This is a genomic window from Streptomyces sp. S6 (genome assembly GCF_054880855.1).
Genome location: NZ_JBTYMC010000027.1, coordinates 12,962 through 39,046, shown reverse-complemented (window position 1 = coordinate 39,046; position 26,085 = coordinate 12,962). Strand labels below are relative to the sequence as shown.

The 26,085-nt window shown below is 71.6% G+C and carries 23 protein-coding genes and 1 pseudogene; 10 read left to right on the top strand and 14 right to left on the bottom strand.

The features are described from left to right. Positions 1 to 1,168, bottom strand: a pseudogene (locus ACVNF4_RS06430) (hypothetical protein); the annotation flags it as partial. Next, entirely contained in the window at positions 1,165 to 2,151 is a 987-nt protein-coding gene (locus ACVNF4_RS06425; RefSeq protein ID WP_461801693.1) for an aldo/keto reductase, read from the bottom strand. The pseudogene ACVNF4_RS06430 and the gene ACVNF4_RS06425, both read right to left, overlap by 4 nt. Positions 2,152 to 2,309: 158 nt before the next feature. On the opposite strand from ACVNF4_RS06425, the gene ACVNF4_RS06420 reads away from it, so the two are divergent. The 5 genes from ACVNF4_RS06420 (at position 2,310) to mshC (ending at position 7,112) form a co-directional block, all read left to right on the top strand. Next, on the top strand, positions 2,310 to 3,365 hold the full coding sequence (locus tag ACVNF4_RS06420; protein ID WP_461801692.1) for an LLM class F420-dependent oxidoreductase: 1,056 nt from the start codon (positions 2,310 to 2,312) through the stop codon (positions 3,363 to 3,365). 225 nt (positions 3,366 to 3,590) lie between these two features. Further along, positions 3,591 to 4,274: a histidine phosphatase family protein gene (locus tag ACVNF4_RS06415; RefSeq protein WP_461801691.1), complete on the top strand. Its 684-nt coding sequence runs from the start codon at positions 3,591 to 3,593 to the stop codon at positions 4,272 to 4,274. A 91-nt stretch (positions 4,275 to 4,365) separates the two neighbouring features. Beyond that, entirely contained in the window at positions 4,366 to 4,956 is a 591-nt protein-coding gene (locus tag ACVNF4_RS06410) for a DUF3090 domain-containing protein (RefSeq protein ID WP_461801690.1), read from the top strand. Then, positions 4,920 to 5,753 carry an SCO1664 family protein gene (locus ACVNF4_RS06405; RefSeq protein WP_461801689.1) on the top strand — a complete coding sequence of 278 codons (834 nt, stop codon included), beginning with the start codon at positions 4,920 to 4,922 and terminating at the stop codon, positions 5,751 to 5,753. The genes ACVNF4_RS06410 and ACVNF4_RS06405 overlap by 37 nt, the downstream gene beginning before the upstream one ends. Positions 5,754 to 5,882: 129 nt before the next feature. Next, on the top strand, positions 5,883 to 7,112 hold the full coding sequence (mshC, locus tag ACVNF4_RS06400) for a cysteine--1-D-myo-inosityl 2-amino-2-deoxy-alpha-D-glucopyranoside ligase (protein ID WP_461801688.1): 1,230 nt from the start codon (positions 5,883 to 5,885) through the stop codon (positions 7,110 to 7,112). A gap of 90 nt (positions 7,113 to 7,202) precedes the next feature. Here mshC and ACVNF4_RS06395 read toward each other — a convergent pair whose 3' ends face one another. From ACVNF4_RS06395 to ACVNF4_RS06360, 8 genes are all read right to left on the bottom strand, one after another. Further along, entirely contained in the window at positions 7,203 to 8,123 is a 921-nt protein-coding gene (locus ACVNF4_RS06395; protein ID WP_461801687.1) for a PAC2 family protein, read from the bottom strand. 153 nt (positions 8,124 to 8,276) lie between these two features. Next, complete coding sequence (locus ACVNF4_RS06390; RefSeq protein WP_461801686.1) at positions 8,277 to 8,948, bottom strand: FadR/GntR family transcriptional regulator; 672 nt, start codon at positions 8,946 to 8,948, stop codon at positions 8,277 to 8,279. Between the two features lie 88 nt (positions 8,949 to 9,036). Continuing rightward, on the bottom strand, positions 9,037 to 10,323 hold the full coding sequence (locus ACVNF4_RS06385; protein ID WP_461801685.1) for an amidohydrolase: 1,287 nt from the start codon (positions 10,321 to 10,323) through the stop codon (positions 9,037 to 9,039). Further along, entirely contained in the window at positions 10,320 to 11,072 is a 753-nt protein-coding gene (locus tag ACVNF4_RS06380) for a nucleoside phosphorylase (protein ID WP_461801684.1), read from the bottom strand. The genes ACVNF4_RS06385 and ACVNF4_RS06380 overlap by 4 nt, the downstream gene beginning before the upstream one ends. After that, positions 11,069 to 11,938, bottom strand: a complete 870-nt coding sequence (locus ACVNF4_RS06375) for an ABC transporter permease (protein WP_461801683.1) — start codon at positions 11,936 to 11,938, stop codon at positions 11,069 to 11,071. Before ACVNF4_RS06375 ends, ACVNF4_RS06380 begins: the two co-directional genes overlap by 4 nt. Further along, positions 11,938 to 13,005 carry an ABC transporter permease gene (locus tag ACVNF4_RS06370; RefSeq protein ID WP_461801682.1) on the bottom strand — a complete coding sequence of 356 codons (1,068 nt, stop codon included), beginning with the start codon at positions 13,003 to 13,005 and terminating at the stop codon, positions 11,938 to 11,940. The genes ACVNF4_RS06375 and ACVNF4_RS06370 overlap by 1 nt, the downstream gene beginning before the upstream one ends. A 1-nt stretch (position 13,006) precedes the next feature. Then, positions 13,007 to 14,578 carry an ABC transporter ATP-binding protein gene (locus tag ACVNF4_RS06365; RefSeq protein WP_461801681.1) on the bottom strand — a complete coding sequence of 524 codons (1,572 nt, stop codon included), beginning with the start codon at positions 14,576 to 14,578 and terminating at the stop codon, positions 13,007 to 13,009. Then, positions 14,559 to 15,611: a BMP family ABC transporter substrate-binding protein gene (locus ACVNF4_RS06360; RefSeq protein ID WP_461801680.1), complete on the bottom strand. Its 1,053-nt coding sequence runs from the start codon at positions 15,609 to 15,611 to the stop codon at positions 14,559 to 14,561. Before ACVNF4_RS06360 ends, ACVNF4_RS06365 begins: the two co-directional genes overlap by 20 nt. 335 nt (positions 15,612 to 15,946) lie before the next feature. Between ACVNF4_RS06360 and mtnA the strand changes: the two genes are divergently transcribed. Then, positions 15,947 to 16,978 (top strand): S-methyl-5-thioribose-1-phosphate isomerase, encoded by a 1,032-nt coding sequence (gene mtnA, locus ACVNF4_RS06355; RefSeq protein ID WP_461801679.1) that lies wholly within the window; start codon positions 15,947 to 15,949, stop codon positions 16,976 to 16,978. Positions 16,979 to 17,034: 56 nt separating this feature from the next. Here mtnA and mtnB read toward each other — a convergent pair whose 3' ends face one another. The 3 genes from mtnB to ACVNF4_RS06340 are packed head-to-tail and all read right to left on the bottom strand — an operon-like array spanning position 17,035 to position 18,940. Next, positions 17,035 to 17,643 (bottom strand): methylthioribulose 1-phosphate dehydratase, encoded by a 609-nt coding sequence (mtnB, locus tag ACVNF4_RS06350; RefSeq protein WP_461801678.1) that lies wholly within the window; start codon positions 17,641 to 17,643, stop codon positions 17,035 to 17,037. Further along, positions 17,640 to 18,359, bottom strand: a complete 720-nt coding sequence (mtnC, locus tag ACVNF4_RS06345) for an acireductone synthase (protein WP_461801677.1) — start codon at positions 18,357 to 18,359, stop codon at positions 17,640 to 17,642. Before mtnC ends, mtnB begins: the two co-directional genes overlap by 4 nt. Next, complete coding sequence (locus ACVNF4_RS06340; RefSeq protein ID WP_461801676.1) at positions 18,356 to 18,940, bottom strand: 1,2-dihydroxy-3-keto-5-methylthiopentene dioxygenase; 585 nt, start codon at positions 18,938 to 18,940, stop codon at positions 18,356 to 18,358. The genes mtnC and ACVNF4_RS06340 overlap by 4 nt, the downstream gene beginning before the upstream one ends. Before the next feature lie 374 nt (positions 18,941 to 19,314). On the opposite strand from ACVNF4_RS06340, the gene ACVNF4_RS06335 reads away from it, so the two are divergent. Genes ACVNF4_RS06335 through mtnK form a run of 4 tightly spaced genes read left to right on the top strand, consistent with a single transcriptional unit; the run spans position 19,315 to position 24,218 of the window. Next, positions 19,315 to 20,415 carry a substrate-binding domain-containing protein gene (locus ACVNF4_RS06335; protein WP_461801675.1) on the top strand — a complete coding sequence of 367 codons (1,101 nt, stop codon included), beginning with the start codon at positions 19,315 to 19,317 and terminating at the stop codon, positions 20,413 to 20,415. Continuing rightward, entirely contained in the window at positions 20,402 to 21,964 is a 1,563-nt protein-coding gene (locus tag ACVNF4_RS06330; RefSeq protein ID WP_461801674.1) for a sugar ABC transporter ATP-binding protein, read from the top strand. The genes ACVNF4_RS06335 and ACVNF4_RS06330 overlap by 14 nt, the downstream gene beginning before the upstream one ends. Positions 21,965 to 21,989: 25 nt before the next feature. Next, on the top strand, positions 21,990 to 23,036 hold the full coding sequence (locus ACVNF4_RS06325) for an ABC transporter permease (protein ID WP_461801673.1): 1,047 nt from the start codon (positions 21,990 to 21,992) through the stop codon (positions 23,034 to 23,036). A 9-nt stretch (positions 23,037 to 23,045) separates the two neighbouring features. Beyond that, entirely contained in the window at positions 23,046 to 24,218 is a 1,173-nt protein-coding gene (gene mtnK, locus ACVNF4_RS06320; RefSeq protein WP_461801672.1) for an S-methyl-5-thioribose kinase, read from the top strand. A gap of 209 nt (positions 24,219 to 24,427) precedes the next feature. On the opposite strand, the gene ACVNF4_RS06315 is transcribed toward mtnK, so the two are convergent. Then, a complete protein-coding gene (locus ACVNF4_RS06315) occupies positions 24,428 to 26,044 on the bottom strand; it encodes a glycerol-3-phosphate dehydrogenase/oxidase (RefSeq protein WP_461801671.1) in 1,617 nt (538 codons plus the stop codon). Between the last annotated feature and the right edge of the window lie 41 nt (positions 26,045 to 26,085).

Below are 26,085 nucleotides of genomic sequence, written 5' to 3'. Positions count from 1 at the left end.
GCTCGTCCGCCGGCCCGCACTCGGCCCCGAGCAGCGCCCGCGCGAACCCGTCGGCCTGCTCGGGCCGCACCCCCGCGATCCTGAGCAACTGCCAGGGGTCGTCGCGGAGAAGCCCGGCCGCGGTCTCTCCGAGGGCCTCCGCGACTTGAGGGGCCAGGGCTTCGGGGGCGGTGCCTCGGGCGAGGACGATGCGGACGGAGTCGATGACCTCGGGGGAGGGGGTGCCGAGGGGTTGTGCGGGGAGCCCGAGGGGGCCGGGGACATGGGGCTCGCCGGAGACGCCGGGCCCGCTGGTAGCACGGGCAGCTTTCAGGTCGCTCTCCGCGAGCCCGGAGGGCTCGCTGAGCCGGTTGTGGGCGCCGGACGCGGCGGTGTCGGGCCCGCCAGTGCTTTCGGCGGTTGCGGGGGACTCGTACCCGCCTGCGGCGTCACCGTCCCCGGCGGTCGACGCGGCGGCCGTGTTCGGTGCTTCCGTCTCAGGACGTCGCCCGGAATCGGCAGTCCCGCGCGCGGGGGGCGTGTACACCGCCGACGGCTTCGCCCCGCCTTCCACCGCCCGTACGGCGGCGAGGAGGTCGGCCGCGGTGCCACTCAGCTTCCCCCCGCTGGAGATCGGCCCGCCCTTCTCCGCCTTGCGCCGGGCGATCCGCTCCCGCTCTACCTTCTGCGCGGCGAGCTCGGCCTGGGCCTCGGTGAGCTCGGGGGCCGCCGCCTCGCCTTCACCCTTTTGAGCCTCGTCGGCCGTCTCGCCCCCACCGGATTCGTCCACCGACCCTTCGGCACCGGCGCTCGCGTCACCCTCGGTCTCGGCGGGTTCCCCGGCGCCGGCATCCCCCGTATCCCCGACGGCGGCGGCATTCCCCCCGGCAGCCCGCTCCACCGCTCCTTCCACCGAGCCGCTCCCACCCCCGCCGGAGCCCTCCGCAGCCCCCTCGCCCTCCGAGCTCGCGTCACTTCCGGCCTCGGCGGGTTCACCTGATCCGGCCTCGCTCGGCTCCCTGACCTCTTCGCTCCCGGCGGCACTCTCGCCGCCCCCCGAGGCAGCCGGCCCGTTCGTCGAACCACCCCCACCCCCGGCAACCCCCGCTTCCCCGGTGTTGGAACCGCCCGTGCCCCCTTCCGGTGCCCCCGGCGATCCGGTCTCCGTGGTCTCCGGGTCCGTGCTCACAGCGTGCTCCAGTCGTGATCGGGATAGCGGTGCACGGGCGCCGACACGTCGTCGAGGGCCCGGCAGATCTCGTCTGGAAGCGTAAGGGCCTCCACTGACAATGCGGCGCTGAGCTGCTGCGCGTTGCGCGGGCCGAGGATGGGTGCGGCGACGCCGGGCCGGTCGCGGACCCAGGCGAGGGCGACGTGGAGCGGGGTGACGGCGAGGCCGTCCGCAGCGGTGGTGACCGCGTCGACGATGCGGCTCGCGGTGTCGTCGAGGTAGGGCTCGACGAAGGGGGCGAAGTGGTCGGAGGCGGCGCGGGAGTCGGGCGGGAGACCGTCGCCGCGGTACTTGCCGGTGAGGACGCCGCGGCCGAGCGGGGAGGAGGGCAGCAGCCCGATGCCGAGGTCGATCGCGGCGGGCAGCACCTCGCGTTCGACGCCGCGCTGGAGGAGGGAGTACTCCATCTGCGTGCTCGACAGGCGCGTACGCGTGCCGGGCGCGGCGAGCTGCCAGGTGGCCGCCTTGGCGATCTGCCAGCCGCAGAAGTTGGAGACACCCGCGTACCGCGCGCGCCCGCTGGAGACGGCGATGTCGAGGGCCTGGAGGGTCTCCTCCATCGGCGTGTGGGGGTCGTACGCGTGGATGTGCCACACGTCCACGTAGTCCGTGCCGAGACGGGCCAGCGAGGCGTCCAGCGCGGCCAGCAGATGGCCGCGTGAGCCGTCGAAACGGCGGTCGGGGTCGGGGACGCTGCCCGCCTTCGTCGCGATGATCAGGTCCCGGCGCGGGACCAGGCCCTCTATGAGGCGGCCCAGGAGGTACTCGGCGTCGCCGTCGCCGTACACGTCAGCCGTGTCGACGAGGGTGCCGCCCGCTTCCCAGAACGTCTTCAAGAGGTCCGCCGCGTCGTGCTCGTCCGTGTCACGGCCCCAGGTCAGGGTGCCGAGCCCGATACGGGACACGCGCAGGCCGGTGCGGCCGAGATGCCTCTGCTCCATGAACGCCGAGATTACTGGCCATAACCGGGCGGTGGGTGGCCTGTGGATAACCGAATCCGCAGGTTGCGGATCGTGGGGGCGGCACTCCCGGCCGCCGGAGGGCGCGCGCTATGGTCTGTCCGCAAGGGACGTTACTGATCGGTAAGGGGATGCGGCCAATGCAGCTCGGGATCAACCTCGGCTACTGGGGTGCTGGGATGGACGGGGACAACCTCGCCGTGGCACAGGAGGCCGACCGGCTCGGCTACGCCGTGTGCTGGGCGGCCGAGGCGTACGGTTCGGACGCGGCGACCGTGCTGACCTGGGTCGCCGCCAAGACCGAGCGGATCGACGTCGGGTCGGCCATCTTCCAGATCCCGGCCCGGCAGCCCGCGATGACCGCGATGACCGCCGCCACCCTGGACTCCCTCTCCGGCGGGCGTTTCCGGCTCGGCCTCGGGGTCTCCGGACCGCAGGTCTCCGAGGGCTGGTACGGCGTCAAGTTCGACAAGCCCCTGTCGCGCACGCGCGAGTACGTCGAGATCGTCCGCAAGGCGATGACGCGCGAGCGGCTGTCGTTCGAGGGGGAACACTGGACGCTGCCGCTGCCGGGCGGTCCCGGCAAGCCGATCAAGCTGACGGTGCACCCGGAGCGCGAGCACATCCCGCTGTACATCGCCGCGATCGGCCCCAAGAACCTCGAACAGACCGGCGAGATCGCCGACGGTGCCCTCCTGATCTTCCCCTCCGCCGAGCACCTTGAGGACACCGCCCTCAAGCACATCCGCGCGGGACGCGAAAAAGCGGGACTCGGTCTCGACGGCTTCGACGTCTGCCCGACCCTGCCGCTCGCCCTCGGCGACGACAAGGACGTCGAGAAACTCGCGGACACCTTCCGGCCGTACACCGCGCTGTACGTCGGCGGCATGGGCAGCCGCAAGCAGAACTTCTACAACCAGCTCGCCCAGCGCATGGGCTACGAGGCCGAGGCCGCCGACATCCAGGACAAGTACCTCGCGGGCGACAAGACCGGCGCGGCGGCGGCCGTTCCCCACGACCTCATCGACAAGACCTCCCTCCTCGGCTCCGTGCACCGCATCGCCGACCGCGTGAAGTCCTACGCCGCCGTCGGCGTCACCACCCTCACCCTCGCCCCCGCCGGCTTCACCCTCGACGAACGCCTCGCGGCCCTGCGGGCGGGCGCGGAGGCGTTGGAACTGGCGGGGCTGGCGTAGCCACGGCACCCCGGGTTCCCGGCCGGCCGTCGGAGAGTTCTGCGGCCGTGGTGGGGGCTCGGGGGTCTTCCCCGCCACGGCCGGCTGTGAGGAACAACGGGGACAGTGGGGGCATGGTTACGCTGAGCACGTTCGTGTCCTCGACACCGACATAGGCGCCCCGCAGGCGAGAGAGCAAATGTCACAGCCCCGCCCTCCAACCCCCCTTCCCCCTACCCTGACCCCATGCCCACCCTCATCCTCCTCCGCCACGGCCGATCAACCGCCAACACCTCCGGAGTCCTCGCCGGCTGGACCCCCGGCGTAACCCTGGACGACCGCGGCACAGCACAAGCGGCAGCCCTCCCACAACGCCTCGAAGGACTCCCGATAGCGGAGATCGTCACGAGCCCCCTGGAGCGCTGCCAGGAGACCCTGCGCCCCCTCCTGGAGGCCCGCGGCCTCACCGCGCACACCGACGACCGTATCGGCGAGGCGCACTACGGCGACTGGAGCGGACGCAAGCTCGCCGAGCTGAGCGGTGACCCGCTGATGGAGGTCGTCCAGGCGCACCCCTCGGCCGCGGCGTTCCCCGGCGGGGAGTCGATGCGGTCGATGCAGACGCGCGCCGCGGAGGCCGTCCGCGAGTGGAACGCGCGCGTGGAGCGCGACCACGGCGAGAACGCCGTCTATCTCATGTGCTCGCACGGCGACATCATCAAGGCGCTCGTCGCCGACGCCCTCGGCCTGCACCTCGACCTGTTCCAGCGCATCTCCGTGGAACCCTGCTCCGTGACGGCGATCCGCTACACCCGGCTGCGCCCCTTCCTGGTGCGCCTCGGTGACACCGGGGACCTCACCTCACTGGCCCCGCGCGAGGAACCGCCCACCGGGCACGCGACGGTGGGGGGCGGTGCTGGCGCACCGTGATCGTCGCCCGCAGTAGGGTGAAGCGGTCCGCACAGCGCGCGCCCGCGTGCGTGGACGTATCCGAACTCACGACTCTTACTGGAGACAGGACGTGTCCCGTCAGGTGTTCCTCTACGACCCGCCGGACCGCTTCGTGGCCGGCACGGTCGGACTGCCCGGACGCCGTACCTTCTTCCTCCAGGCCGTCGCCGGCTCCCGGGTGACCAGTGTCGCGCTGGAGAAGACCCAGGTCGCCGCGCTCGCCGAGCGCATGGACGAACTGCTGGACGAGGTCGTGCGCCGCAGCGGCGGAAACGCCGCCGTACCCGCCGTCGCCCCCGCCGAGAACTCCGACACCCGCCCCCTCGACTCACCCGTCGAGGAGGAGTTCCGGGTCGGCACCATGGCCCTCGCCTGGGACGGCGACGAACAGCGGATGATCGTCGAGGCCCAGGCTCTCGTCGAACTGGACGCGGACTCCGAGGAAGACCTCGCCGAGGCGGAGGAACGGCTCCTCCAGGACGAGGAGAACGGCCCCCCGATGCTCCGCGTGCGGCTCACCGGCGCACAGGCGCGCGCGTTCGCCAAACGCGCCCTGGACGTCGTCAACGCGGGCCGTCCGCCCTGCCCCCTGTGCAGCCTGCCGCTCGACCCGGAAGGACACGTGTGTCCACGCCAGAACGGATACCGGCGAGGGGCGTGACGACCGTGGAACCGGCGGACGCGCTGCTCCTGGCGCGCGGCGAGCTGACCGTGCGCGGACGCATCGGCGACGCCTCCAACGCGGCCCTGTACTGCACGGTCGTCCACGACGGCCGTGAGGCGGCCTGCGTGTACAAGCCGGTCGCCGGGGAGCGGCCCCTGTGGGACTTCCCCGACGGCACCCTCGCCCAGCGCGAGGTCGCCGCCTACGCGGTGTCCGCCGCGACCGGCTGGGGGCTGATCCCGCCGACGGTCCTGCGCGACGGCCCGTACGGCGAGGGCATGGTCCAGCTGTGGATCGAGGTGTCCCCTCAGGCCGAACTCCTCGCCCTGGTCGACGCGCAGGAACCGGAGCCGGGGTGGAAGGCCATCGGTTTCGCCGAGGTGGGGGAGGGGAAGACCGCGCTGCTCGTGCACGCCGACGACGACCGGCTGCGCCGCCTCGCCGTCCTCGACGCCGTGATCAACAACGCCGACCGCAAGGGCGGCCACCTCCTGCCCACCGCCGACGGCCGCCTCCACGGCATCGACCACGGCGTGACCTTCCACACCGAGAACAAGCTCCGTACGCTCCTGTGGGGCTGGGCGGGCGAGCCCCTGACCGATGAGGCCCAGACCGTCCTCAAGGACCTCAGAGGCGCCCTGGAGCCCTCCGGCGGCCTCACCCGGACGCTCGCGCCGCTCATCACCCCGGCCGAACTCGACGCCACCCGCGCGCGCGTGGACGCCCTGCTGGCCACCGGGAAGCATCCGGAGCCGAGCGGAGAGTGGCCCGCCATCCCCTGGCCGCCCGTCTAGCACCCCGCACGGAACAACCCCGCACAGACAGTCCCCCGCACACCCGGCCGACCGGCACAAGACCGCCTTGTCGGCCATCTAGTGCGCTCCGGTTCGTATACCGAACTCCGGTCCGGTTACGCTCATGACATGCATGCCTGGCCCGCTTCCGAGGTCCCCGCCCTGCCTGGTCAGGGCCGCGACCTGAGGATCCACGACACCGCGACCGGTGACCTCGTCACCCTCGACCCCGGTCCCGTCGCCCGTATCTACGTGTGCGGCATCACGCCGTACGACGCCACGCACATGGGACACGCGGCGACCTACAACGCGTTCGACCTCGTGCAGCGCGTGTGGCTCGACACCAAGCGGCAGGTTCACTACGTCCAGAACGTCACCGACGTGGACGACCCGCTGCTGGAGCGCGCGGAGCGCGACGGCGTGGACTGGGTCGCGCTCGCCGAGAAGGAGACCACCCTCTTCCGCGAGGACATGACCGCCCTGCGGATGCTGCCCCCGAAGCAGTACGTCGGCGCCGTCGAGGCGATACCCGGCATCGTGCCGCTCGTCGAACGCCTGCGGGACGCGGGCGCCGCCTACGAACTCGAAGGCGACGTCTACTTCTCCGTCGAGGCCGACCCGCACTTCGGGAAGGTGTCCAACCTGGACGCCGAGGCGATGCGCCTGCTGTCCGCCGAGCGCGGCGGCGACCCCGACCGGCCGGGCAAGAAGAACCCCCTCGACCCGATGCTGTGGATGGCCGCCCGCGAGGGCGAGCCCAGCTGGGACGGCGCCTCCCTCGGCCCCGGCCGGCCCGGCTGGCACATCGAGTGCGTCGCCATCGCCCTGGAACACCTCGGCATGGGCTTCGACGTGCAGGGCGGCGGCTCCGACCTCGCCTTCCCGCACCACGAGATGGGCGCCTCCCACGCGCACGCCCTCACCGGCGAGTTCCCCATGGCCAAGGCGTACGTCCACGCCGGCATGGTCGCCCTCGACGGCGAGAAGATGTCCAAGTCGCGCGGCAACCTCGTCTTCGTCTCGGCGCTGCGCCGCGACGGCGTCGACCCGGCCGCGATCCGCCTCGCGCTCCTCGCCCACCACTACCGCGCCGACTGGGAGTGGACCGACCAGGTCCTCACCGACGCCGAGGCCCGCCTCGCGCGCTGGCGTGCCGCCGTCTCCCGGCCCGACGGCCCCGAGGCGGAGACCCTCGTCGAGGAGATCCGCGACGCCCTCGCGCACGACCTCGACGCACCCGCGGCCCTCGACGCCGTCGACCGCTGGGCCTCCCGCCAGCAGGAGCACGGCGGCACCGACACCGGCGCCCCCGGCGTCGTCTCCCGCGCGGTGGACGCGCTCCTCGGCGTAGCCCTGTAAGGGCAGCGCACAGGCAAAAAGGGCAGGGACGCCCATCAGCGTCCCTGCCCTTTCCACGAACTCTCGGAGCCCTCGGAGCTCTCGGAGCCCTCAGTCCTCCGACGAATCCTCGTCGTCCCCGCCGCTCGCCTTCGGCGGTCTCGGCGGGCGGGTCTTCTCGTTCGGGTCGTTCGGGTCGCGGCGGCGCAGGTAGCGCTCGAACTCGCGGGCGATCGCCTCGCCGGACGCCTCGGGGAGTTCCGCGGTGTCGCGGGCCTCCTCCAGGGTCTGGACGTACTCGGCGACCTCGCTGTCCTCGGCCGCGAGCTGATCCACCCCGACCTGCCAGGCGCGCGCGTCCTCGGCGAGTTCACCGAGCGGGATACGCACGTCGATCAGGTCTTCCAGGCGGTTCAGCAGAGCCAGCGTCGCCTTCGGGTTCGGCGGCTGCGACACGTAGTGCGGGACGGCCGCCCACAGCGACACCGCCGGGACACCCGCGTGCGTGCACGCCTCCTGCAACACCCCCACGATGCCCGTCGGGCCCTCGTACTTGGTCTCCTCCAGGTCCATCCGGCGTGCCAGATCCGGATCGGACGTCGTCCCGCTGATCGGTACCGGACGTGTGTGCGGGGTGTCGCCGAGCAGCGCGCCCAGGATCACCACCAGCTCCACACCCAGTTCGTGCGCGAAGCCCAGCAACTCGTTGCAGAAAGAACGCCAGCGCATCGACGGCTCGATGCCGCGCACCAGCACCAGGTCACGCGGCTTGTCGCCGCCGACCCGCACGACCGACAACCTCGTCGTCGGCCACGTGATCTTCCGCACGCCGCCGTCCATGAACACCGTGGGGCGGTTCACCTGGAAGTCGTAGTAGTCCTCGGCGTCCAGCGCCGCGAACACCTCGCCCTTCCACTCCCGCTCCAGATGCATGACGGCGGTGGAGGCGGCGTCGCCGGCATCGTTCCAGCCCTCGAACGCGGCCACCATGACTGGGTCGATCAGCTCGGGAACCCCCTCCAGCTCGATCACCCAGCGCCTCCTTCCGACGTGCCCTCGCCTGACCACCCAACCTTACGGCGTGCGGCAAGAGCGCCCGCAGCCCCCTGCACGGGGGAGTGAACGGATCACTGCCCCGTCCGACCCCGTCGAACCCCCTTGAGGGGAAACGCGCAGAAACCGGTTTCAGAGACTCTCCCGCAGCCATTGCTCCACGCTCGCGATGTGCACCGTCGCCCACGACCGCGCCGCCTCCGCGTCCCGGTCCTTGAGGGCCGCCAGGATCGCCCGGTGCTCGTGCAGCGTCCGCGCCACCGCGTCCTCCTGCGTCAGACCCCGCCAGATCCGCGCCCGCGTCGTCGGCCCCGACAGCCCGTCGAGGAGCGAGCACAGCACCGAGTTCCCGGCGCCGCTCACGATCCCCCGGTGGAACTCCAGATCGGACGCGACCAGCTCCTCCACCGACGGCCTCTCGCCCAGCCGGTCCAACTGCGCGCCCAGCGCGTCCAGTTGCTGCTCGCTGATGCGCAGCGCCGCCATCGCCGTCGCCGCCGGCTCCAGGATGCGGCGCACCGCGAGGAACTCCAGGACGGTGTCGTCGCGATGGAAGTCGACGACGAAACTCACCGCCTCCAGCAGGAGTTGCGGGTCCAGACTGGTCACGTACGTGCCGTCGCCCTGGCGCACGTCCAGGATCCGGATCAGCGACAGCGCCCGCACCGCCTCCCGCAGGGAGTTCCTCGACAGGCCCAGTTCGGCGGCGAGTTCGCTCTCCTTGGGCAGCCGGTCCCCGGGGCGCAGCGCACCCGAGACGATCATCCCCTTGATCTTCTCGATGGCCTCGTCGGTGACTGCCATGACGGCCTCCCAGTTCGTGCGCGGTCCGGACACCCGGGACAGCGAAGGACGAGCGAAAGACATCGGATGTCTCGGGTCATTATGGGGCTCAGCCGATCAGCGACTCCAGATCCGCGATCACCGCACGTTCGTCCAGCGTGGTCAGCACCCGCCCCCGCATCAACACCCTCCCGTCGACGACGGTGTCCCGCACGTCGTCCGCACGCGCCGCGTACGCCAGCGTCGACCACGGGTCGTGCAGCGGACGCAGATGCGCGCCCGACAGCTCCACGACCACCAGATCCGCCCGCTTGCCCGCCTCCAACGACCCCAGCAGACCCCCGAGCCCCAGCGCCCGCGCCCCCTCCACGGTCGCCATCCGCACCGCCTGCTCGGCACCGACCGCCGTCGGATCACCGCCCGCCTTGTGCACGAGCGCGGCCTGCCGCACGGCACCCAGGACGTCCAGCGAGTTGGAGCTGACGGCCCCGTCCGTCCCGAGCCCGACCGTCACCCCGGCACTCAACAGCCGCGGCACCGGCGCGATCCCGCACCCCAGCTTCAGGTTCGACACCGGACAGTGCGCGACCGACGTACCCGTACGGGCCAGCGCCGCGATCTCCGGGCCGGTCAGGTCCACGGCGTGCGCGAGCAGCACGTCCGGGCCCAGCAGCCCGAGCGAGTCCAGCAACTCCACCGGCCGTTTCCCGTACTTGACCTCCACGGTCGCGACCTCGGCCGCGTTCTCCGCCGCGTGGATGTGCACCAGCGCCCCGAACTCCCGCGCCAGCGCGAACACGTCGACGAGCTGCTCGGGGGAGAGGGTGTACGCGGAGTGCGCGAACACGGTCGGACGGATCCCGTCGTACGCCTCAAGGTCCTTGCGGGCCCAGGCGGTTCGAGAAGCGAAGTCTCGATCGTCCGGCGGCTCGGGGACGTCCATGAACGTCGGACCGGTCAGCAGCCGCCAGCCCGCCTCCCGCGCCGCCTGACCGGCCGCCTCGTGGAACCAGTACATGTCCAGCGCCGACGTCACCCCGGCCCGGACCGACTCGGCTACCGCCAGCCGCACCGCCGCCGCCACGTTCCGCGGCGTCAGCAGCTCCGCCTCCCACGTCAACACCCGCTCCAGGAAACCCTGGAGAGTCACGTCGTCGGCACGCCCCCGCAGCAGCGTCATCGCGAGGTGGGTGTGGGTGTTCACGAACCCGGGCAGGACAAGGCAGCCCGACGCGTCGATGAACTCCCGCGCCTCGTACCGCCGTCGCAGCTCCTCGGCGGGGCCGACGGCGACGATCTCGCCGTCACGGACGGCAACGGCACCGTCCTTCACGACACTTCCGGCGTCGTCCATCGTCAGGACGTCACCGCCGTGCACCAACAGGTCGACGCTCACCGGGAGTTGCCCTCCGCCAGCAGCCGCAGCGCCTCCAACGAGACCACGGCACCCCGCTCGACACCTTCGGCGACGACGTCCCGGTGCGGGTCGTAGACGCTGGCGCCCTCGTCGTCGACCAGCTCGTCCGCGTTCGCGCCGTCCACGACGAGGACGCCGCCCGCCGTGAGGCCCCGCAGCGACGCCGTCACCAGCAGGGCCGACAGCTCCATCTCGATCGCGGCGAGACCCACGCCGGTGTACGCGAACAGGGGGAGGTGGCCCGGCTGGAAGGCGGCGCGGGTCCACACGACGCCACGGTGGTGCGGGGCACCCGTCTCGCGGGCCGCGCGCTGGAGGGCGAGGACCGCCTCCGGGGACGCGAACGCCGGGTACTCCGGCGGCAGGAGCTGCTGGGTGACACCGTCGTCACGGACCGCCGCCTCGGCGATCACCAGGTCGCCGTCCGCGATCCCCGGCTTCATCGCGCCCGCCGTACCGAACCGCAGGATCGTCCGCACACCCGCGTCCGCCAACTCCTGGAAGAGGAGGTTCGCACCCGGGGCGCCCACGCCGTGGGAGGCGACGACGACCGGCAGGCCCTTCCAACTTCCGCTGAACACCCGGTACTCACGGTGGTACGACGCCTCCACCGCCCCGTCGAGCAGCCCGGCGACGGCCGCCGCGCGCGCCGGGTTGCCGACGACGACCGCGTCGACGGGCAGGCCGGTACGGGGAATTCGGGTGATCGGCAGGAGGTCCTGCGTCATGAGACAGCTCCGGAGGAGGAAGGGGTACGGCGACGGCGGCGGGCCGTCGACAGGAACAGGGCGCCGAGCGTGACGACGTACGGCGCGGCGTCGGTGGCCTGTTGGGGCAGACCGACGCCCTGGAGACGGAAACCGACCGCCTCCGCGAGCCCGAACAGCAGCGCCGCGAGCAGCACACCGACCGGCAGGGCCCGGCCCAGCATCACCGCGACCACCGCGATCCAGCCCCGGCCCGCCGTCATGTTCTCGGTGAACAACGTGACGTTGCCCAACGCGAGTTGGGCACCCGCCAGTCCGCACAGCACACCGGACGACAATACGGCGCCGTACCGGTACTTCGCCGGACTGACCCCGAGCGTCGCGGCGGCGTCCGCGGATTCACCCACCCCGCGCAGCCGCAGCCCCCACGGATGCCGGGACAGCAGGAGCGCGGCCACCCCGACCGCGAGCCAGGAGAGGTAGGCGAGCGGGCTCAAACCCCCCATCAGGGGAAGGCCGTTGAGAGAGGGATCGCTGAACGTGCCCTGCACACCGAAGACCGTGCGCAGCAGGAAGCTCGTCAGGCCGACGGCGAGGAGGTTCATGGCGATGCCGAGCACCACCGCGTCGCCCTTCAGCGTGATCGCGCCGACCGCGAGGACCAGCGAGTACGCCGCCGCCGCGAGAGCCGCCGCGAGGACACCGAGCCAGGGGCTGCCGGTGAACCAGCTGGTGGCGACCGCCGTGAAACAGCCCAGCAGCATCATGCCTTCGAGGCCGATGTTGAACACGCCCGCACGTTCGCAGAGCGCCCCGCCGAGGGCGGCGAGGAGGATGGAGGTGAGGGCGCGCAGGGCCGACATGAGGAGGTCGGAGTCGAGGAACATCAGACGGCCTCCTTCTTCGAGGCCTTCTCGGACGGCCTCAGCTTCTCGAACAGCCTTTGCGGGAACCGGAGTCGGGCCGCCAGGAACACGATCACGATCGCCTGGAGCACCTGCGTCAGCTCGCGCGGCACCTCCGTCGTCCGCTCCATCGCGAGCCCGCCGACCTGGAGGACCGCGAAGAAGAACGACGCGATCAGCGTGCCGACCGGGGCCGCGCCCGCGAGCAGCGCCGCCGTGAGACCCGTCCACGTGTAGCCGGGCGCGGTCAGCGAACCGTCCACGAACCGGTACGGGAAGCTCAACACCCCGATGGCGCCCACGAGTCCGGCGAGCGCCCCCGACACCGACATCAACTTCAGTGTCAGGCCCGCCCGTTCGACCCCGGCGTACGCGGAGAAACGGGAGTTGAGACCCGTCATCCGGATCTCGTACCCGAACGCCGTGCGCCGGTCGGTGAACCAGTAGGCCGCCGCCGCGAGGACGACGAGGACCAGGCCGACGGTGACCGTGGAGTCGCCGAACGTGGGCAGCGCGACCCCCTCCGGGAACGCCCGCGTCTGGGGCAGGCTGGAGCCCGGCTCCTTCAGCGGGTACCGGGCGAGGTACGACGCCAGCGACACCGCCGGGTAGCTCAGCAACAGGCTGCTGACCAGCAGCGGAACCCCGAACCGGTTCTCGCAGAGCGCCGCGAGCACGGCGTATCCGGCGCCGGTGGCCATGCCGGCGAGGAGGGCGAGGGGGACGGTGAGGGGCGCCGGGAGCGGGGAGTGCAGGGCCGTCATCGCCGCCGTGATCCCGCCCAGCACCATCTGGCCGTCCCCGCCGAGGTTGATCAGCCCGGCCCGCAACGGCACGGCCAGCGCGAGCGCGAGGCCCAGGACGCTGGTGGCGGTGGTGAGGGTCGGGCCGATGCCGTCCGCGCCGAGCGCGCCGGTGAGGACGGCGTCGTACGCGGTGAGGGGGTCGGCGCCGGTGCCGAGGAGGAAGAGGGCGCCGACGAGGAGGCCGGCGAGGACGGAGGCGGTGACGGGGGAGCGGAGGAGGGTGGATGTGCGAGTGGCGGTCATGTCAAATGCCTGCACTTTCGCCCACGCTCGCACCTTCGCTCGTGTCTTCATCGGCGCCTGCACCCGCCCCCGCCATCGCCATCCCCAGCACCCTCTCGTCCGCCTCTTCCTTCTCGTACGCCCCCACGATCCGCCCCTCGTACATCACCAGCACCCGATCCGCGAGCCCCCTGATCTCGCTCAGCTCGGCGGACACCAGCAGCACCGCGTGCCCGGCGTCGCGGTAGGCGATCAGCTGGTCGTGGATGTTCTGCACGGCCCCGATGTCGACGCCCCGAGTCGGCTGCTCGACGAGCAACAAGGGGGCGTCATGGGCGAGTTCACGTCCGATGAGGAGTTTCTGGAGGTTGCCGCCGGACAGGGAGGAGGCCGGTGCGGTGACGGACGCCGTCTTCACCCCGAACCTCTCGATCAGCGTGCGCGCGTGTTCCCGGACCGCCCCCGGCGCGAGCAGCCCGCGCCGGGACAGTGAGGTCCGGTGGTGCCCCATCGCCAGGTTCTCGGCGACGCTCGCCGCCGGCGCCGTACCGACCGCGTGCCGGTCCTCGGGAACGTAGGCCAGGCCGTGGGCCCGGCGTTCGGCGGCGGACGCGTGGGTGAGGTCACGGCCCTGGACACGGACCCGTCCACCGGTGACCGCCCGCAGCCCGGCCAGCGCCTCGACCAGCTCGCTCTGCCCGTTTCCGGCGACCCCCGCGACCCCGACGATCTCCCCGGCCCGGACCGTGAGGCCCACATCGTGGACACCGGCGGACGAGAGGGCGTCCACCTCCAGCACCGGCTCACCCGGCGTCCCCGCCGCGTGCACCCGGTCCAGCTCCACCGCGCGCCCCGTCATCGCCGCCGCGATCTCCTCGGCGGACGTCTCCGAGGTGACCAGCCGGGACACGACCCGCCCGTCCCGCAGCACCGTCACCCGGTCGGACCCCTCAAGGACCTCGCGGAGCTTGTGCGTGACGAGAACGACCGAACGGCCCTGCGCGGCGAGGGACTTGAGGACGGAGAACAGGGCGTCCGCCTCCGCCGGCGTGAGCACGGCCGTCGGCTCGTCGAGGATCAGCGTGCGCGCACCCCGGTGCAACAGCTTGAGGATCTCCACGCGTTGCCGCAGCCCGACCGGCAACTCCCCGACCCGCGCGTCCGGTTCGACCGCGAGCCCGTGCTCCTCGGCCAGCTCCCGCACCCGGCGCCGCGCGGCAGCCCGGTCCACCAGGCCGAACCGGCGAGGCTCGGCGGCGTACACGACGTTCTCGGCGACCGTCAGCGAGTCGAACAGCTTGAAGCTCTGGTGGACCATGCCGAGCCCGGCGGCCATCGCGTCGGACGGACTCGTGAACGACACCTCCCGGCCGTCGACCCGGATCGTCCCCGCGTCCGGCCGCAGCATGCCGTACAGGACCGACATGAGCGTCGACTTGCCCGCACCGTTCTCACCCATCAGCGCATGGATCTCACCGTGCGAGACGGTCAGGTCGACGGAGTCGTTGGCGAGCGTGCCGGGGAACCGTTTCGTGATCCCCAGCAGCTCGACAGCGGCCCCGACGCCCCCGCCCTCAGTGCGCGGCGGGGTCATCGACGCTCAGCGTCCCCGCGACGATCTGGTCGCGCAGCGCCTTGACCTTCGTCAGGACGTCCGGGTGCTTCGCGATCACGCACTGCGAGGACTCCGCGCCCGCCTCCAGGCCGGTGAGGCTGATGCCGCCCTCCTTCAGCCCGTACGACACCGTCGTCCCGGTCTTCCCGGCGAGCACCGAGTCGATGCCCTTCTCGACGGCGATGTCCGTCCGCTTGATCACGTTGTCGACGACCGTGCCCGGCGAGGACGGGCACTGGTTGACGTCCACGCCGTACGCGAACGCGCCCTTCGCCTTCGCCGCCTCGAAGACGCCGTAGTTCCCGGCAGCGGCGGCGGCCATCACCTGGTCGTAGCCCTGCGAGAGCAGCGTGTTCGCCTGCTCCTTCGCGCGCGGCGCGTCGTTGAACGGGGACTGGCCGCCGATGAACCGCGTACCGGCCGACGACTTCGGCGCGACCTTCTTCGCCCCGGCCGCGAACGGGTCGCTGAAGCGCCGGAACAGCGGGGTGTCGAGGACGTCCACCGCGCCCACCTTGCCCGACCTGCTCAGCAGCCCCGCCTCGGCGCCCGCGAGGAAGACCCCCTCGTGCTCCCGGAACACCGCGCAGCTCACGTTCTTGAAGGGCTTCGCGGTGCACGCGTCGATCAGCAGGAACTGCTGACCGGGGTTCTTCCGCGCCTGCTGGGCGACGACGTCCGCGAACTCGAAGCCGACCAGGACGACGACGTCCGGCTTGGCGTCCACGGCGGCCTGCACGTTCTGCTGCTGAGACGCCGTGTCCGTGGACTGGAACACCTTCTGCGAGCCACCGTGCGTTTTCGCCGCCGCCTCGACGCCCGTCACCGCCAGCTTCAGGAAGTCGTTCTGCCCCACGGCGTCCGGGGTGATCAGCGTGAACGACTTCCCCGAGGCACCGGAGGCGGCGGCGCCGGCGTCCTTCTTCGCGGCGGCGTTGCAGCCGGTGGCCAGGAGGACGGCGCCGGTGGCGAGCGCCGTGAGCTGGAGGGTGCGGCGGGGTCTGCGGTGCATCGGGGAGGGCCTTCCGGGTATGGCGAGCGGCGCTCCGCGGGGGCGACGGTGCCGGGCCGCGAGAGCGCTCGGGAGGGGTGCTTCAGGGGCTGTGGGGGAAGGGCTCAGCCGAGACAGCGGTCGCCGCAACACCGGCCGAAGTCGAGGAAACGGCGCTTCGTGAGCAGGGGCACGTCTCCTCCGATCTCACGATTCGTCTCGGCCAGTGGGATTGGTTGTGGACTGTACCACCCGGTTTCAGCCACTCGACAGACTGTCTCGAACTGTGGTTCGCCGAGGCCGTGTACGGTGTCCGACACCGAAACCCCCAGGCAGCACCCCAGGAGCCAGCCCCTATGTCCCAGGAACTGCGTGCCGTCGACTGGACCGGAACCGGTCTCGCGCTCATCGACCAGACCGTCCTGCCGCACCGCACCGAGACCGTGGACATCCGCGATGTGGACGCCCTGATCGACGCGATCAAGCGCCTCGTCGTGCGCGGCGCCCCCGCGATCGGCGCCGCCGGAGCCTACGGTGTCGCCCTCGCCCTCATCCAGGGCGAGCGCGAGGGCTGGAGCGACCTCCAGATCCTCGACGCCGTCGCCCGCGTCCGTGAGGCCCGCCCCACCGCCGTCAACCTGATGGTCTGCGTCGACCGTGTCATGACCCGCTACGCCGAGGGCCTCGACGCGGTCCTCGAAGAAGCCGCCGCCGTCCAGCGCGAGGACGTCGAGGCGAACCGCGCGATGGGCGTCCACGGAGCGGACTGGCTGATCAAGAAGGCCGGCGTGGACCGCCCGCTGCGCATCCTCACCCACTGCAACACCGGCGCCCTCGCCACCGCCGGCTGGGGCACCGCCCTCGGCGTCGTCCGCGAACTCCACGCCCGGGGCCGCGTCGAGGTCGTGTACGCCGACGAGACGCGCCCGCTGCTCCAGGGATCGCGGCTCACCGCCTGGGAGCTGGTCCAGGAGGGCATCCCGCACTACGTCCAGGCGGACGGCGCCGCCGCCGGCACCATCCTGCGCGGCGAGGTCGACGCGACGATCGTCGGCGCCGACCGCATCGCCGCCAACGGCGACACCGCGAACAAGGTCGGCACCGTCGGCGTCGCCCTGGCCTGCGCCGACGCCGGGATCCCGTTCCTGGTCGCCGCCCCCACCACGACCGTCGACCTCGCCACGGCCACCGGAGCCGGCATCCACATCGAACTCCGGGGCGAGGACGAGGTGCTGGAGTGGGGCGGCATCCGCACCGCCCCCGCCGAGTCGCGCGGCCACAACCCGGCGTTCGACGTGACGCCGGGCCGGCTGATCACCGGACTCGTCACGGAGCGCGGGGTGCTGGAGGTCTCGGCGGGTGAACTCCCGGGCGAACGGCTGAAGTAGACGGCACGTCACGAAAGAAAGGGGGGACCACACGGTCCCCCCTTCTCCCTGACCGCTCAGCGCCGCGTCAGCTCCAACTCCAGCAGCCACTCCACGACTTCGGTGTGATGCCGCGCCTGCCGAGGATCCGCCCCCCACACGTACAACCCGTGCCCGGCGACGACGACCGCCGGCATCGACGGATTACGCGCCTCCTCCAGCCGGTCCCCCAACTCCTTCATGTCCTGGCTGTTGGCGATGACCGGCAGCACGACCTCCACGTCGTGCGCGGGCTGCCCCACACCCTTCAGCATCTCGACGTCCCGGAACGGAATCCCCCCGGGCAGCCGATGCCCGAGCGCCACGGACGCCACGGTGTGCACATGGACGACCGCCCCCGCACCCGTCAACGCGGCCACCCGCGCGTGCAGTTCGGCCTCGGCGGACGGCTTCCCGCCCCGCACCGCGGCCCCCTGCCCGTCCACCAGCACCACGTCGGCCGGGGTCAGTTCACCCTTGTCGTGCCCGCTCGCCGTCACCGCGAGCCGCAGCGGCTCCCGGGACAGCACCACCGACAGGTTGCCCGAAGTCCCGCGCATCCAGCCGAAGGAGGCGAACCGGGCGGACTCGGCGGCGAGCACGGCGCCCGCCTCGTGAAGGTCCTGCGCGCTGATGCCGTCGGTCATGCGGTGCTCCCGGAAACGGTGATCTCGTCGAACGACCCTGCCCGCGCATGGTCCCCGACGCCTTGCTCGAAGTACGGCTCCCCGGGCCGCCGGACCCCGACGGCCTGCCAGCCGGCCTCGCGGGCGGCGTCCAGTTCACCGGGACGGTCGGAGAGGAAGAGGAGACGCGACGGCTCGACGCCGGTCGCCGAGGCGATCCGCCGGTACGACTCCGCGTCCTGCTTGGGCCCCGCGTTCTCCGTGTCGTAGAACCCCGAGACCAGTGAAGTCAGGTCACCCTCGGGGCTGTTGGTGAACCACGCCCGCTGCGCGGCGACCGAACCCGACGAGTACACGTACAGCCGGACCCCGGACGCGTGCCAGGCGCGCAGCCGGGGGACGACGTCGTCGTAGAAGTGCGAGACCAACTCGCCCCGCGCGAAACCCTCCGCCCAGACGATGCCCTGGAGGGTCTTCAGCGGGGTCGCCTTGCGGTCGGCGTCCAGCCACGCGTTCAGGGTCTTCTCGATCGCGGCGGCGTCCGCGTCCGGCTCACCGGACAGCTCCCGCACCTGCGCGATCGCCCGCGCCACCTCAGGCTCGTCCGCCCGCTGGGACAGCAGGTCCGCGAAGCGGGCGCGCGAGTACGGGTACAGGACGTCGACGACGAACCCCGTGGCGCTCGTGGTGCCCTCGATGTCGAGCACCACGGCGTCCACGGCGTGGCCGGCACTCACGCGGTGTACCCGGCGGCGATCGTGTCGTAGTCCGGGAAGCGCCCGGCGATCGTCGACCCGGTGAAGTTGCCGATCCAGCCGTCCTCCTCGTGGAAGAAGCGGATCGCCGTGAACGACGGGTTCGTGCCCATGTCGAACCAGTGCGTCGTGCCGCGCGGGACGCCCAGCAGGTCGCCCTTCTCGCAGAAGACCGCGTGGACCTCGCCGTTCACGTGCAGGTAGAAGATGCCGGAGCCGGAGACGAAGAAACGGACCTCGTCATCGTCGTCGTGCGTGTGCTCCTGGAGGAACTTCTCGCGGGCGGCCTTCGCCCTCGCCGGGAACTCCGGGTCGTCGCTGGGGTGCAGACCGAGGACGTCGACCGTGGTGAAGCCCTCCTGCGCGTTCAGCTTCTCGATCTCCGGACCGTACGCGGCGAACACCGTCTCGCTGTCCGCGTCGAAGGGGACGTCCTCGCGGATCGGCCACTGCTCGTACCGCACGCCCAGCGGCTTGAGGGCCTCCGCGATCTCCGCGGGGTCGGAGGTCCGGCGGATCTGGGACTCGGGGCCGGATTCGGACCATGTGGTCAGAAGGGTCATGACAGCAGCTCCAGGATCTGTCTGGACGGGCCGGTCCGTCCGGATGTTGAGACGGGCTCCGGGCGGCCGGGGGAGGAAAAGGGGCAGGTGCCGGTCCTGCGATGGTAACTCCAGGGCAGACGATCACCCGGTGTGACGTAGTCGTTGTCTCATTCCGTGAGAATCCCCTTTTACACCTTTGACGTATGGCTGAAACCCTTCACATGATCTGTCTATGAAGACGCTGCTGCTCGTTCGGCGGCTGTACGTGGACTTGCTCCGGTCGACCACAGCCAGCTGTCGCTGACCGCTCCCGGAGCCATCGCCTCCTCGCCTCCCCTCGGCGTGCGCCACCTGGCGCATCTCTTTCGTACCCCCCGTACCTGGAGCCCCTCATGTCCCGTACCCGCCTGCCCCTCGCCGCGCTCTCACTGGCCTCCGTCTCCGCCCTCGTGCTGAGCGGCTGCTCCCAGTCCTCGGACGCGTCCACGAAGACGAGCGGCGACACGGCCGCCTCCGCCAAGGCCGCCACCGGCAAGAAGCCCGCCCCCTTCGACTCGGGCGCCGTCAAGGTCGCCCTGGTCCGCCAGAGCGGCGCCGGCGACTACTTCGAGCAGTGGGGCAACGGCGCGAAGGCCCAGGCCAAGGCCCTCGGCATCGACCTGACGGTGTACGACGCCCAGGCCGACAACGCCAAGCAGGCCACCGACCTCTCCTCCGCGATCAACTCCGGCGCCAAGGCGATCATCGTCGACCACGGCTTCCCGGCGACGATCCAGCCGGAGATCGACCAGGCCGTCAAGAAGGGCATCAAGGTCGTCGTCTACGACGTCGAGACCGCCACGAAGGGCGTCGTCACCACCCGGCAGAACGACGCGAGCCTGGCCCAGGCCGTCCTGGACGTCATGGCGCAGAAGGTCGGCAAGAACGCCAAGGTCGGCTACGTCAACGTCGCCGGGTACGCCGCCCTCGACAAGCGGGACTCCGTCTGGAAGACCGAGGTCACCTCGCAGGGCTGGAAGCAGGCGTTCAAGGTCGGCAAGGTCACCGACTCCACCGCCACGGACAACGTCCCCCTCGTCTCCGCCGCCCTCACCCAGAACTCCGACGTCACCGGCGTCTTCGCGCCCTACGACGAACTCGCCAAGGGCACCGTCCTCGCCGTCCAGAACAAGAAGCTCCAGGACAAGATCAAGGTGTTCGGCGCGGACGTCTCCAACGCGGACATCCAGCAGATGACGGCCGCCGGCAGCCCGTGGGTCGCCACCGCCGGCACCGACCCGTCCGCCGTCGGCGCCGCGGTCGTCCGGACGACCGCCCTGGAGCTGGCCGGACAGCTCGGGAAGACCACCGTCGAGTTCCCGGCGGTCGCCATCACCCAGGACCTCCTGCGCGAGAAGAAGATCGCCAACATGGACCAGCTGCGGGCGGCCCTCCCGGCGCTGAACCTGTCCCAGGTGTCGACCGCGGACTGGATCGCGAATGTCGCCCACTGAGACAGGCGGCTCCGCCGAGGCCGAGGGTGTCTGTGCCGAGGCGCCCGCCGTCGCCCTCACCGACGTCAGCATGGCGTTCGGCGGCAAGACCGTCCTCGCCTCCGTCTCCCTCGACATCGCCCCCGGCAGCGTGGTCGCGCTGCTGGGCGCGAACGGGGCCGGGAAGTCCACGCTGATCAAGATCCTGTCCGGCGTGCACGCGGGACACGGCGGTGAGGTGCGGGTCGCGGGACAGCCCGTCGCCCTCCAATCGCCGTCCGCCGCACGCCGGCTGGGCATTCAGACGGTGCACCAGCGGATCGGCGAGGGCATCGTCCCCGGCCTGTCCGTCGCCGAGAACCTCGTCTTCGAGGAACTCGCCGCCCAGCGCGGCAACCCCTTCCTGAACGGACGCCGCACCCTGGTCCGCGCCCGCGAGATCCAGGCGGGCCTCGGCCTCGACTGGAGCGACGCCGTCCTCAAGCGGGACGTCGTCGAACTCGGCATCTCCGACCGCCAGTTGCTCATCCTGGCCCGCGCCCTCGCGACCCGCCCCCGGCTGCTGATCCTCGACGAACCGACCTCCGCGCTCTCCGCCGCCGAGGCCGAACGCCTCTTCACGCTGGTGGAGAAGATGCGCGAGGACGGCATCGCCGTGCTCTACGTCTCCCACCGCCTCGGCGAGATCGACGCCCTCGCCGACCGCCTGGTCGTCCTGCGAGACGGCCGTCTCACCGAGGACCAGGCGAAACCGTTCGACTGGGACGCCGCCCTGCGCGCGATGCTGGCGCAGGAACAGGGAGCGGCGACGGCCCGTCCGGTACGGGAGGGTGCTGTCGGTGACGTGGCCCTGTCGCTGAAAGGCGTCCGTCTCTTCGCGACCCAGCACACCCCCCTCGACCTCGACCTGCGCGCCGGTGAAGTCACCGGCGTCGTCGGCCTGTTGGGCGCCGGCAAGACCGAGCTGGCCCGCGGCCTCTTCGGTGCCGAGCCCTTCCTCGCAGGCAGGGTCGAGCTGGACGGCACGGCCTACACCCCCCGCCGCCCGGCCGACGCGATCCGGGCCGGCGTCCACCTCGTCCCCGAGGACCGGCACGCCGACGCGCTCGTCCCCGGCTGGTCCGTCGCCCAGAACGTGTCGCTGCCGTTCCTGAAGTCCCTGTCCCGGCTCGGCCTGCTCCAGAGCGCCAAGGAGGACGCCCTCGGCCGCGACACCATCGCCGCGCTCGGCGTCGTCACCCGCGACGAGCACAGCACCGTCGAGGAACTCTCCGGCGGCAACCAGCAGAAGGTCGTGGTCGGCCGCTGGCTCGCCGAGACCCCCCGTGTCCTCATCCTGGACGAGCCGTTCCGAGGCGTGGACATCGGGGCCCGCCGGGACATCGGCCGCCGCGCCCGGCAGCTCGCCGCCGAGGGCGCCGCCGTCCTCGTCCTGTCCGCCGACGTCGACGAGATCCTGGAGACCGCCGACCGGGTCGTCGTCCTCGCGGCCGGCGAGATCCACCTCGACGCGTACGGCCGGGACGCGGAGCGCGACCGCGTCATCCAGACCATCTCGGCGTCCGTGTGACCCCGGCTTCTTGAGGAAAGACGTCATGACCACCACTCAGAGCACCGAGACCCCGGCGAAGGCGGCGACCCCGCCCACCGCACCCGTGGCACTGCGCGTCCAGAACGCCGTCATCAAATACGGCTTCATCTTCGTGACGGTCGCACTGTTCCTGTACTTCGCCCTCAGCGAGGGCTCCTTCCGCGAGTCGGCGACCCTCCTCGACACCCTGCGCTATGTCTCGGTCGCCGCGATCCTCGGCCTCGGCGTCACCCTCACCATGGCCGTCGGCGGCATGGACATGTCCGTCGGCGCGGTCGCCGGGCTCGGCGTGTCGGTCGCCGCACAGACGATGGTCGTCCACAACCAGGTCGGCGCGGTCGCGATCGTCGCCGTCCTGATCGCGGGCGCGCTCGCGGGGCTGCTCAACGCGCTGCTGATCGTCGTCCTGAAGATCCCCGACATGCTCGCGACGCTGGGCACGATGTTCGTGATCCAGGGCTCGAAGCTGATCCTCGTCGACGGACAGTCGATCACGCCGGGCATGACCCTGCCCGACGGGTCGACCGCCCCCGGGAAGTTCACCGCCGGGTTCCTGAAGATCGACCGGGGGACCGTGTTCGGGGTCCCGGTCTCCGTGCTGATCTTCGGCGGGCTGACCGTCGCCGCGTGGGTGTTCCTCGCCCGGACCCGGTGGGGGCGCGTGCTGTACGCCATCGGCGCGAACCCCGAGGCGTCCCGGCTGGCCGGCATCCGTGTCGGCGCGTACCGCGCGCTGGCCTACGTCATCTCCGGCGTCCTCGCCTCCGTCGGCGGCCTCATCCTCGCCTCCCGCATCGGACAGGGCGACGTCAGCGCCGGCACCTCGCAGCTCCTCGAAGCGGTCGCCGTCGCGCTCGTGGGTACGTCCGTCCTCGGCCGGGGGCGCCCCAACGTGTGGGGGACCGCGCTCGGCGCCGTCCTCATCGGCATCATCACCACAGGGCTCACGATCAAGGGCCTGCCGTACTACACACAGGACGTCGTCGAAGGCGCGGTCCTCATCCTGGCCCTGGTCTTCAGCTTCACCCTGTCCAAGCGCCGCACCGCCTAAGGAAGTCTCATGGGTTACCGCATCCTGGAGCCGGCCGACATCCCCGCCTACCTCGCCGAGCGCGGCCACTGGGACGACCCGGCCGACATCGACGTCCGTGAGGTGTCCGACGGCAACATGAACCGGGTGTTCCTCGCGGCGTCCGCCGACGGCAGCCGCAGCCTCGCGGTGAAGCAGGCGCTGCCGTGGGTCCGGGTCGCGGGACCCTCCTGGCCGATGAACCCCGACCGCGCGGACGCGGAGGCGCGGGCCTACGAGCAGGTCGCGAAGGTCGCCCCCGACAAGATCCCCGCGATCCTCGGCTACGACCCCGAGAACCACGCCCTCGTCATGGAGGACATGTCCGACCTGGAGGTCCTGCGCACGGTCCTCAACGAGGGCGCCTCCTACGGGCCCGACACCTCCGCGCGCATCGGCGAGTTCGTCGCCCAACTGACCTTCACCACCAGCGACTTCGGCATGCCGTCCGCCGAACGCAAAGCGCTCGTCGCGGCGTCGGTCAGCCCGGAGCTGTGCAAGATCACCGAGGACGTGGTGCTGTCCGAGCCGTACATCGAGCACGAGCACAACCACTGGCTGCCCGAACTCGCCGACCTGGCCGCCGAGTTCCGCGCGGACACCGCCCTGCGCACCGAGGTCGCCGACCTCCGCCACACCTTCATGACCAGCGCGCAGGCCCTCCTGCACGGCGACCTCCACACCGGCAGCGTCATGGTGGGGGAGCGGTCCGGCGAGGCGGTCGTCCGGGTCTTCGACCCCGAGTTCTCCTTCGTCGGACCGATCGGCTACGACCTCGGCCTGTACTGGGCCAACGCCCTGGTCTCCGAGGAACGCGCGCGTGCACTGGGCACGTCGACCGACCACGCCGACCAACTCCGGCTGTCCTGGGAGGCGTTCGAGGGCGAGTTCCGGCGGCTGTGGGCGGGGCGGGTGGACGGGTTCTTCGACGACGCGTACCTCGACCGGTTCCTGCGGCGGGTGTGGACCGAGTCGGTGGGGTACGCCGGGACCGAGATCGTGCGCCGGATCATCGGGTTCGCGCATCTGACGGACCTGACGACGCTCCCGGACCCGGTACCGGCTTCACGCCGGGCGCTGCTGCTGGGGCGTGAACTGATCGTGCGGCGGGGGGAGTTGGGGGACGTGGAGGCTGTGCGTCAGGTGGTGGCGTCGGTCGGCTGAGCCGACGTCTGAGCTGGCGTCCGCCTCGAACGCCCCCTCACCGGCGGCCCACCGCCGCACCCGGTCGGCGAGCCCCGTCCCCCTGCGCTGCATCGCGCTCTCGCCGGTGACGAGCCGGATGTGCCCACACGAAAGGGGCGGCCCCTCGGTGAGGAGCCGCCCCTTCAGCCGTACCGGCCACCGGCTGTACCGGCCACCGGCCGTGCCGGTTACTTCTTGTCCAGCAGATCCTGCACCTTCGCCCGCACCTCGTCCGTGGCCAGCCCGCGAATCGTCAGCGTCGTCCGCCGCCGCAGCACGTCGTCCTGCGTCTCCGCCCACTCGTTGTCCCGCGCGTACACGACCTGCGCCCAGATCTCCGGCGCGTCGGGGTGGACGCGCTGGGCCAGTTCCGGGTTCTCGTTCGCCAGGCGGGCGATGTCGAAGGCGAGGGAGCCGTAGTGGGTGGCGAGGTGCTTGGCCGTGTCGGCGGCCATGCGCGGACCGGGGGCCGGGTTGTCGACGAGGAGGCGGTGGGCGACCGCGCGGGGGTTCGCGACACCGGGCAGGGGCAGCTTCTTCGGCAGCGAGGAGATCGGCTCGAAGTCGTCGCCCAGGGGGTGACCCGGGAGGGACTCCAGCTTCTTCATGATCGTGCGGCCGATGTGCCGGAACGTCGTCCACTTGCCGCCCGCGACGGACAGCATCCCGCCCCGGCCCTCGGTGACGACGGTCTCCCGCTTGGCCTTCGCGGTGTCCCCGGGGCCACCCGGCAGCACACGCAGACCGGCGAACGCGTAGGTGATGTTCTCGCGGGCGAGCTGCTGGTCACGGACCGAGAACGCGGCCTCGTCGAGGATCTGCGCGGTGTCCTTCTCGGTCACCGACACGTCCGCCGGGTCGCCCTCGTACTCCTCGTCCGTCGTGCCGAGGAGCAGCATGTCCTCCCACGGCAGGGCGAACGTGATGCGGTACTTGTCGATCGGCGTGGCGAGCGCGGCCTTCCAGGGGGAGGTGCGCTTGAGGACGAGGTGCGCGCCCTTGGAGAGGCGGATGGAGGGGGCCGCGTTCGGGTCCTCCATCTTGCGCAGGTGGTCGACCCAGGGGCCGGTGGCGTTGAGGACGAGACGGGCGCCGACCCCGAACTCGTCACCCGTCGTCCGGTCCTTCAGCTCCGCGCCGGTGACCCGCCCGTTGGTGAAGCGCAGGCCGGTGACCTCGGCGTGGTTGAGGACGACGGCGCCGGCCTCGACGGCTCCGCGGACCGTCATGAGGGCCATGCGCGCGTCGTTCATCTGGTCGTCGCCGTAGACCGCGACGGCCTTCAGGTTCTCGGTGCGCAGCTCCGGCACGTCCTGCGCCGCCTTCGCGGGGGACAGGAGGTGGCCGACGCCGTCACCGAACGCGGAGAGCGCGGAGTAGGCGAACACGCCCGCCCCGAGCTTCGCCGCGCCGTGCGGGCCGCCCTTGTAGACGGGCAGGTAGAACGTGAGCGGGTTCGCCAGGTGGGGGGCCACCTGACGGGACACCGCGCGCCGCTCGAAGTGGTTCTCCGCCACCAGCTTCACCGCGCCGGTCTGCAGGTAGCGCAGACCGCCGTGGAGCAGCTTGGAGGAGGCGGAGGAGGTGGCGCCGGCGAAGTCACCGGCGTCGACCAGCGCCACCCGCAGACCGGACTGCGCGGCGTGCCAGGCGGTGGAGATGCCCAGGATGCCGCCGCCGATCACGAGAAGGTCGTACGACGCCTTGGCGAGCCGCTCCCGGGTCTCGGCGCGGCTCGGGTTGGCGGCGGAGGCCGGGTGCGTACCGAGGGCAGGCACGGTCTGGAGGGTGGGCTGACTGGTCATGTCGGGTTCTTACTCCTCATCAGAGCTGTTGAGGGGGTTGC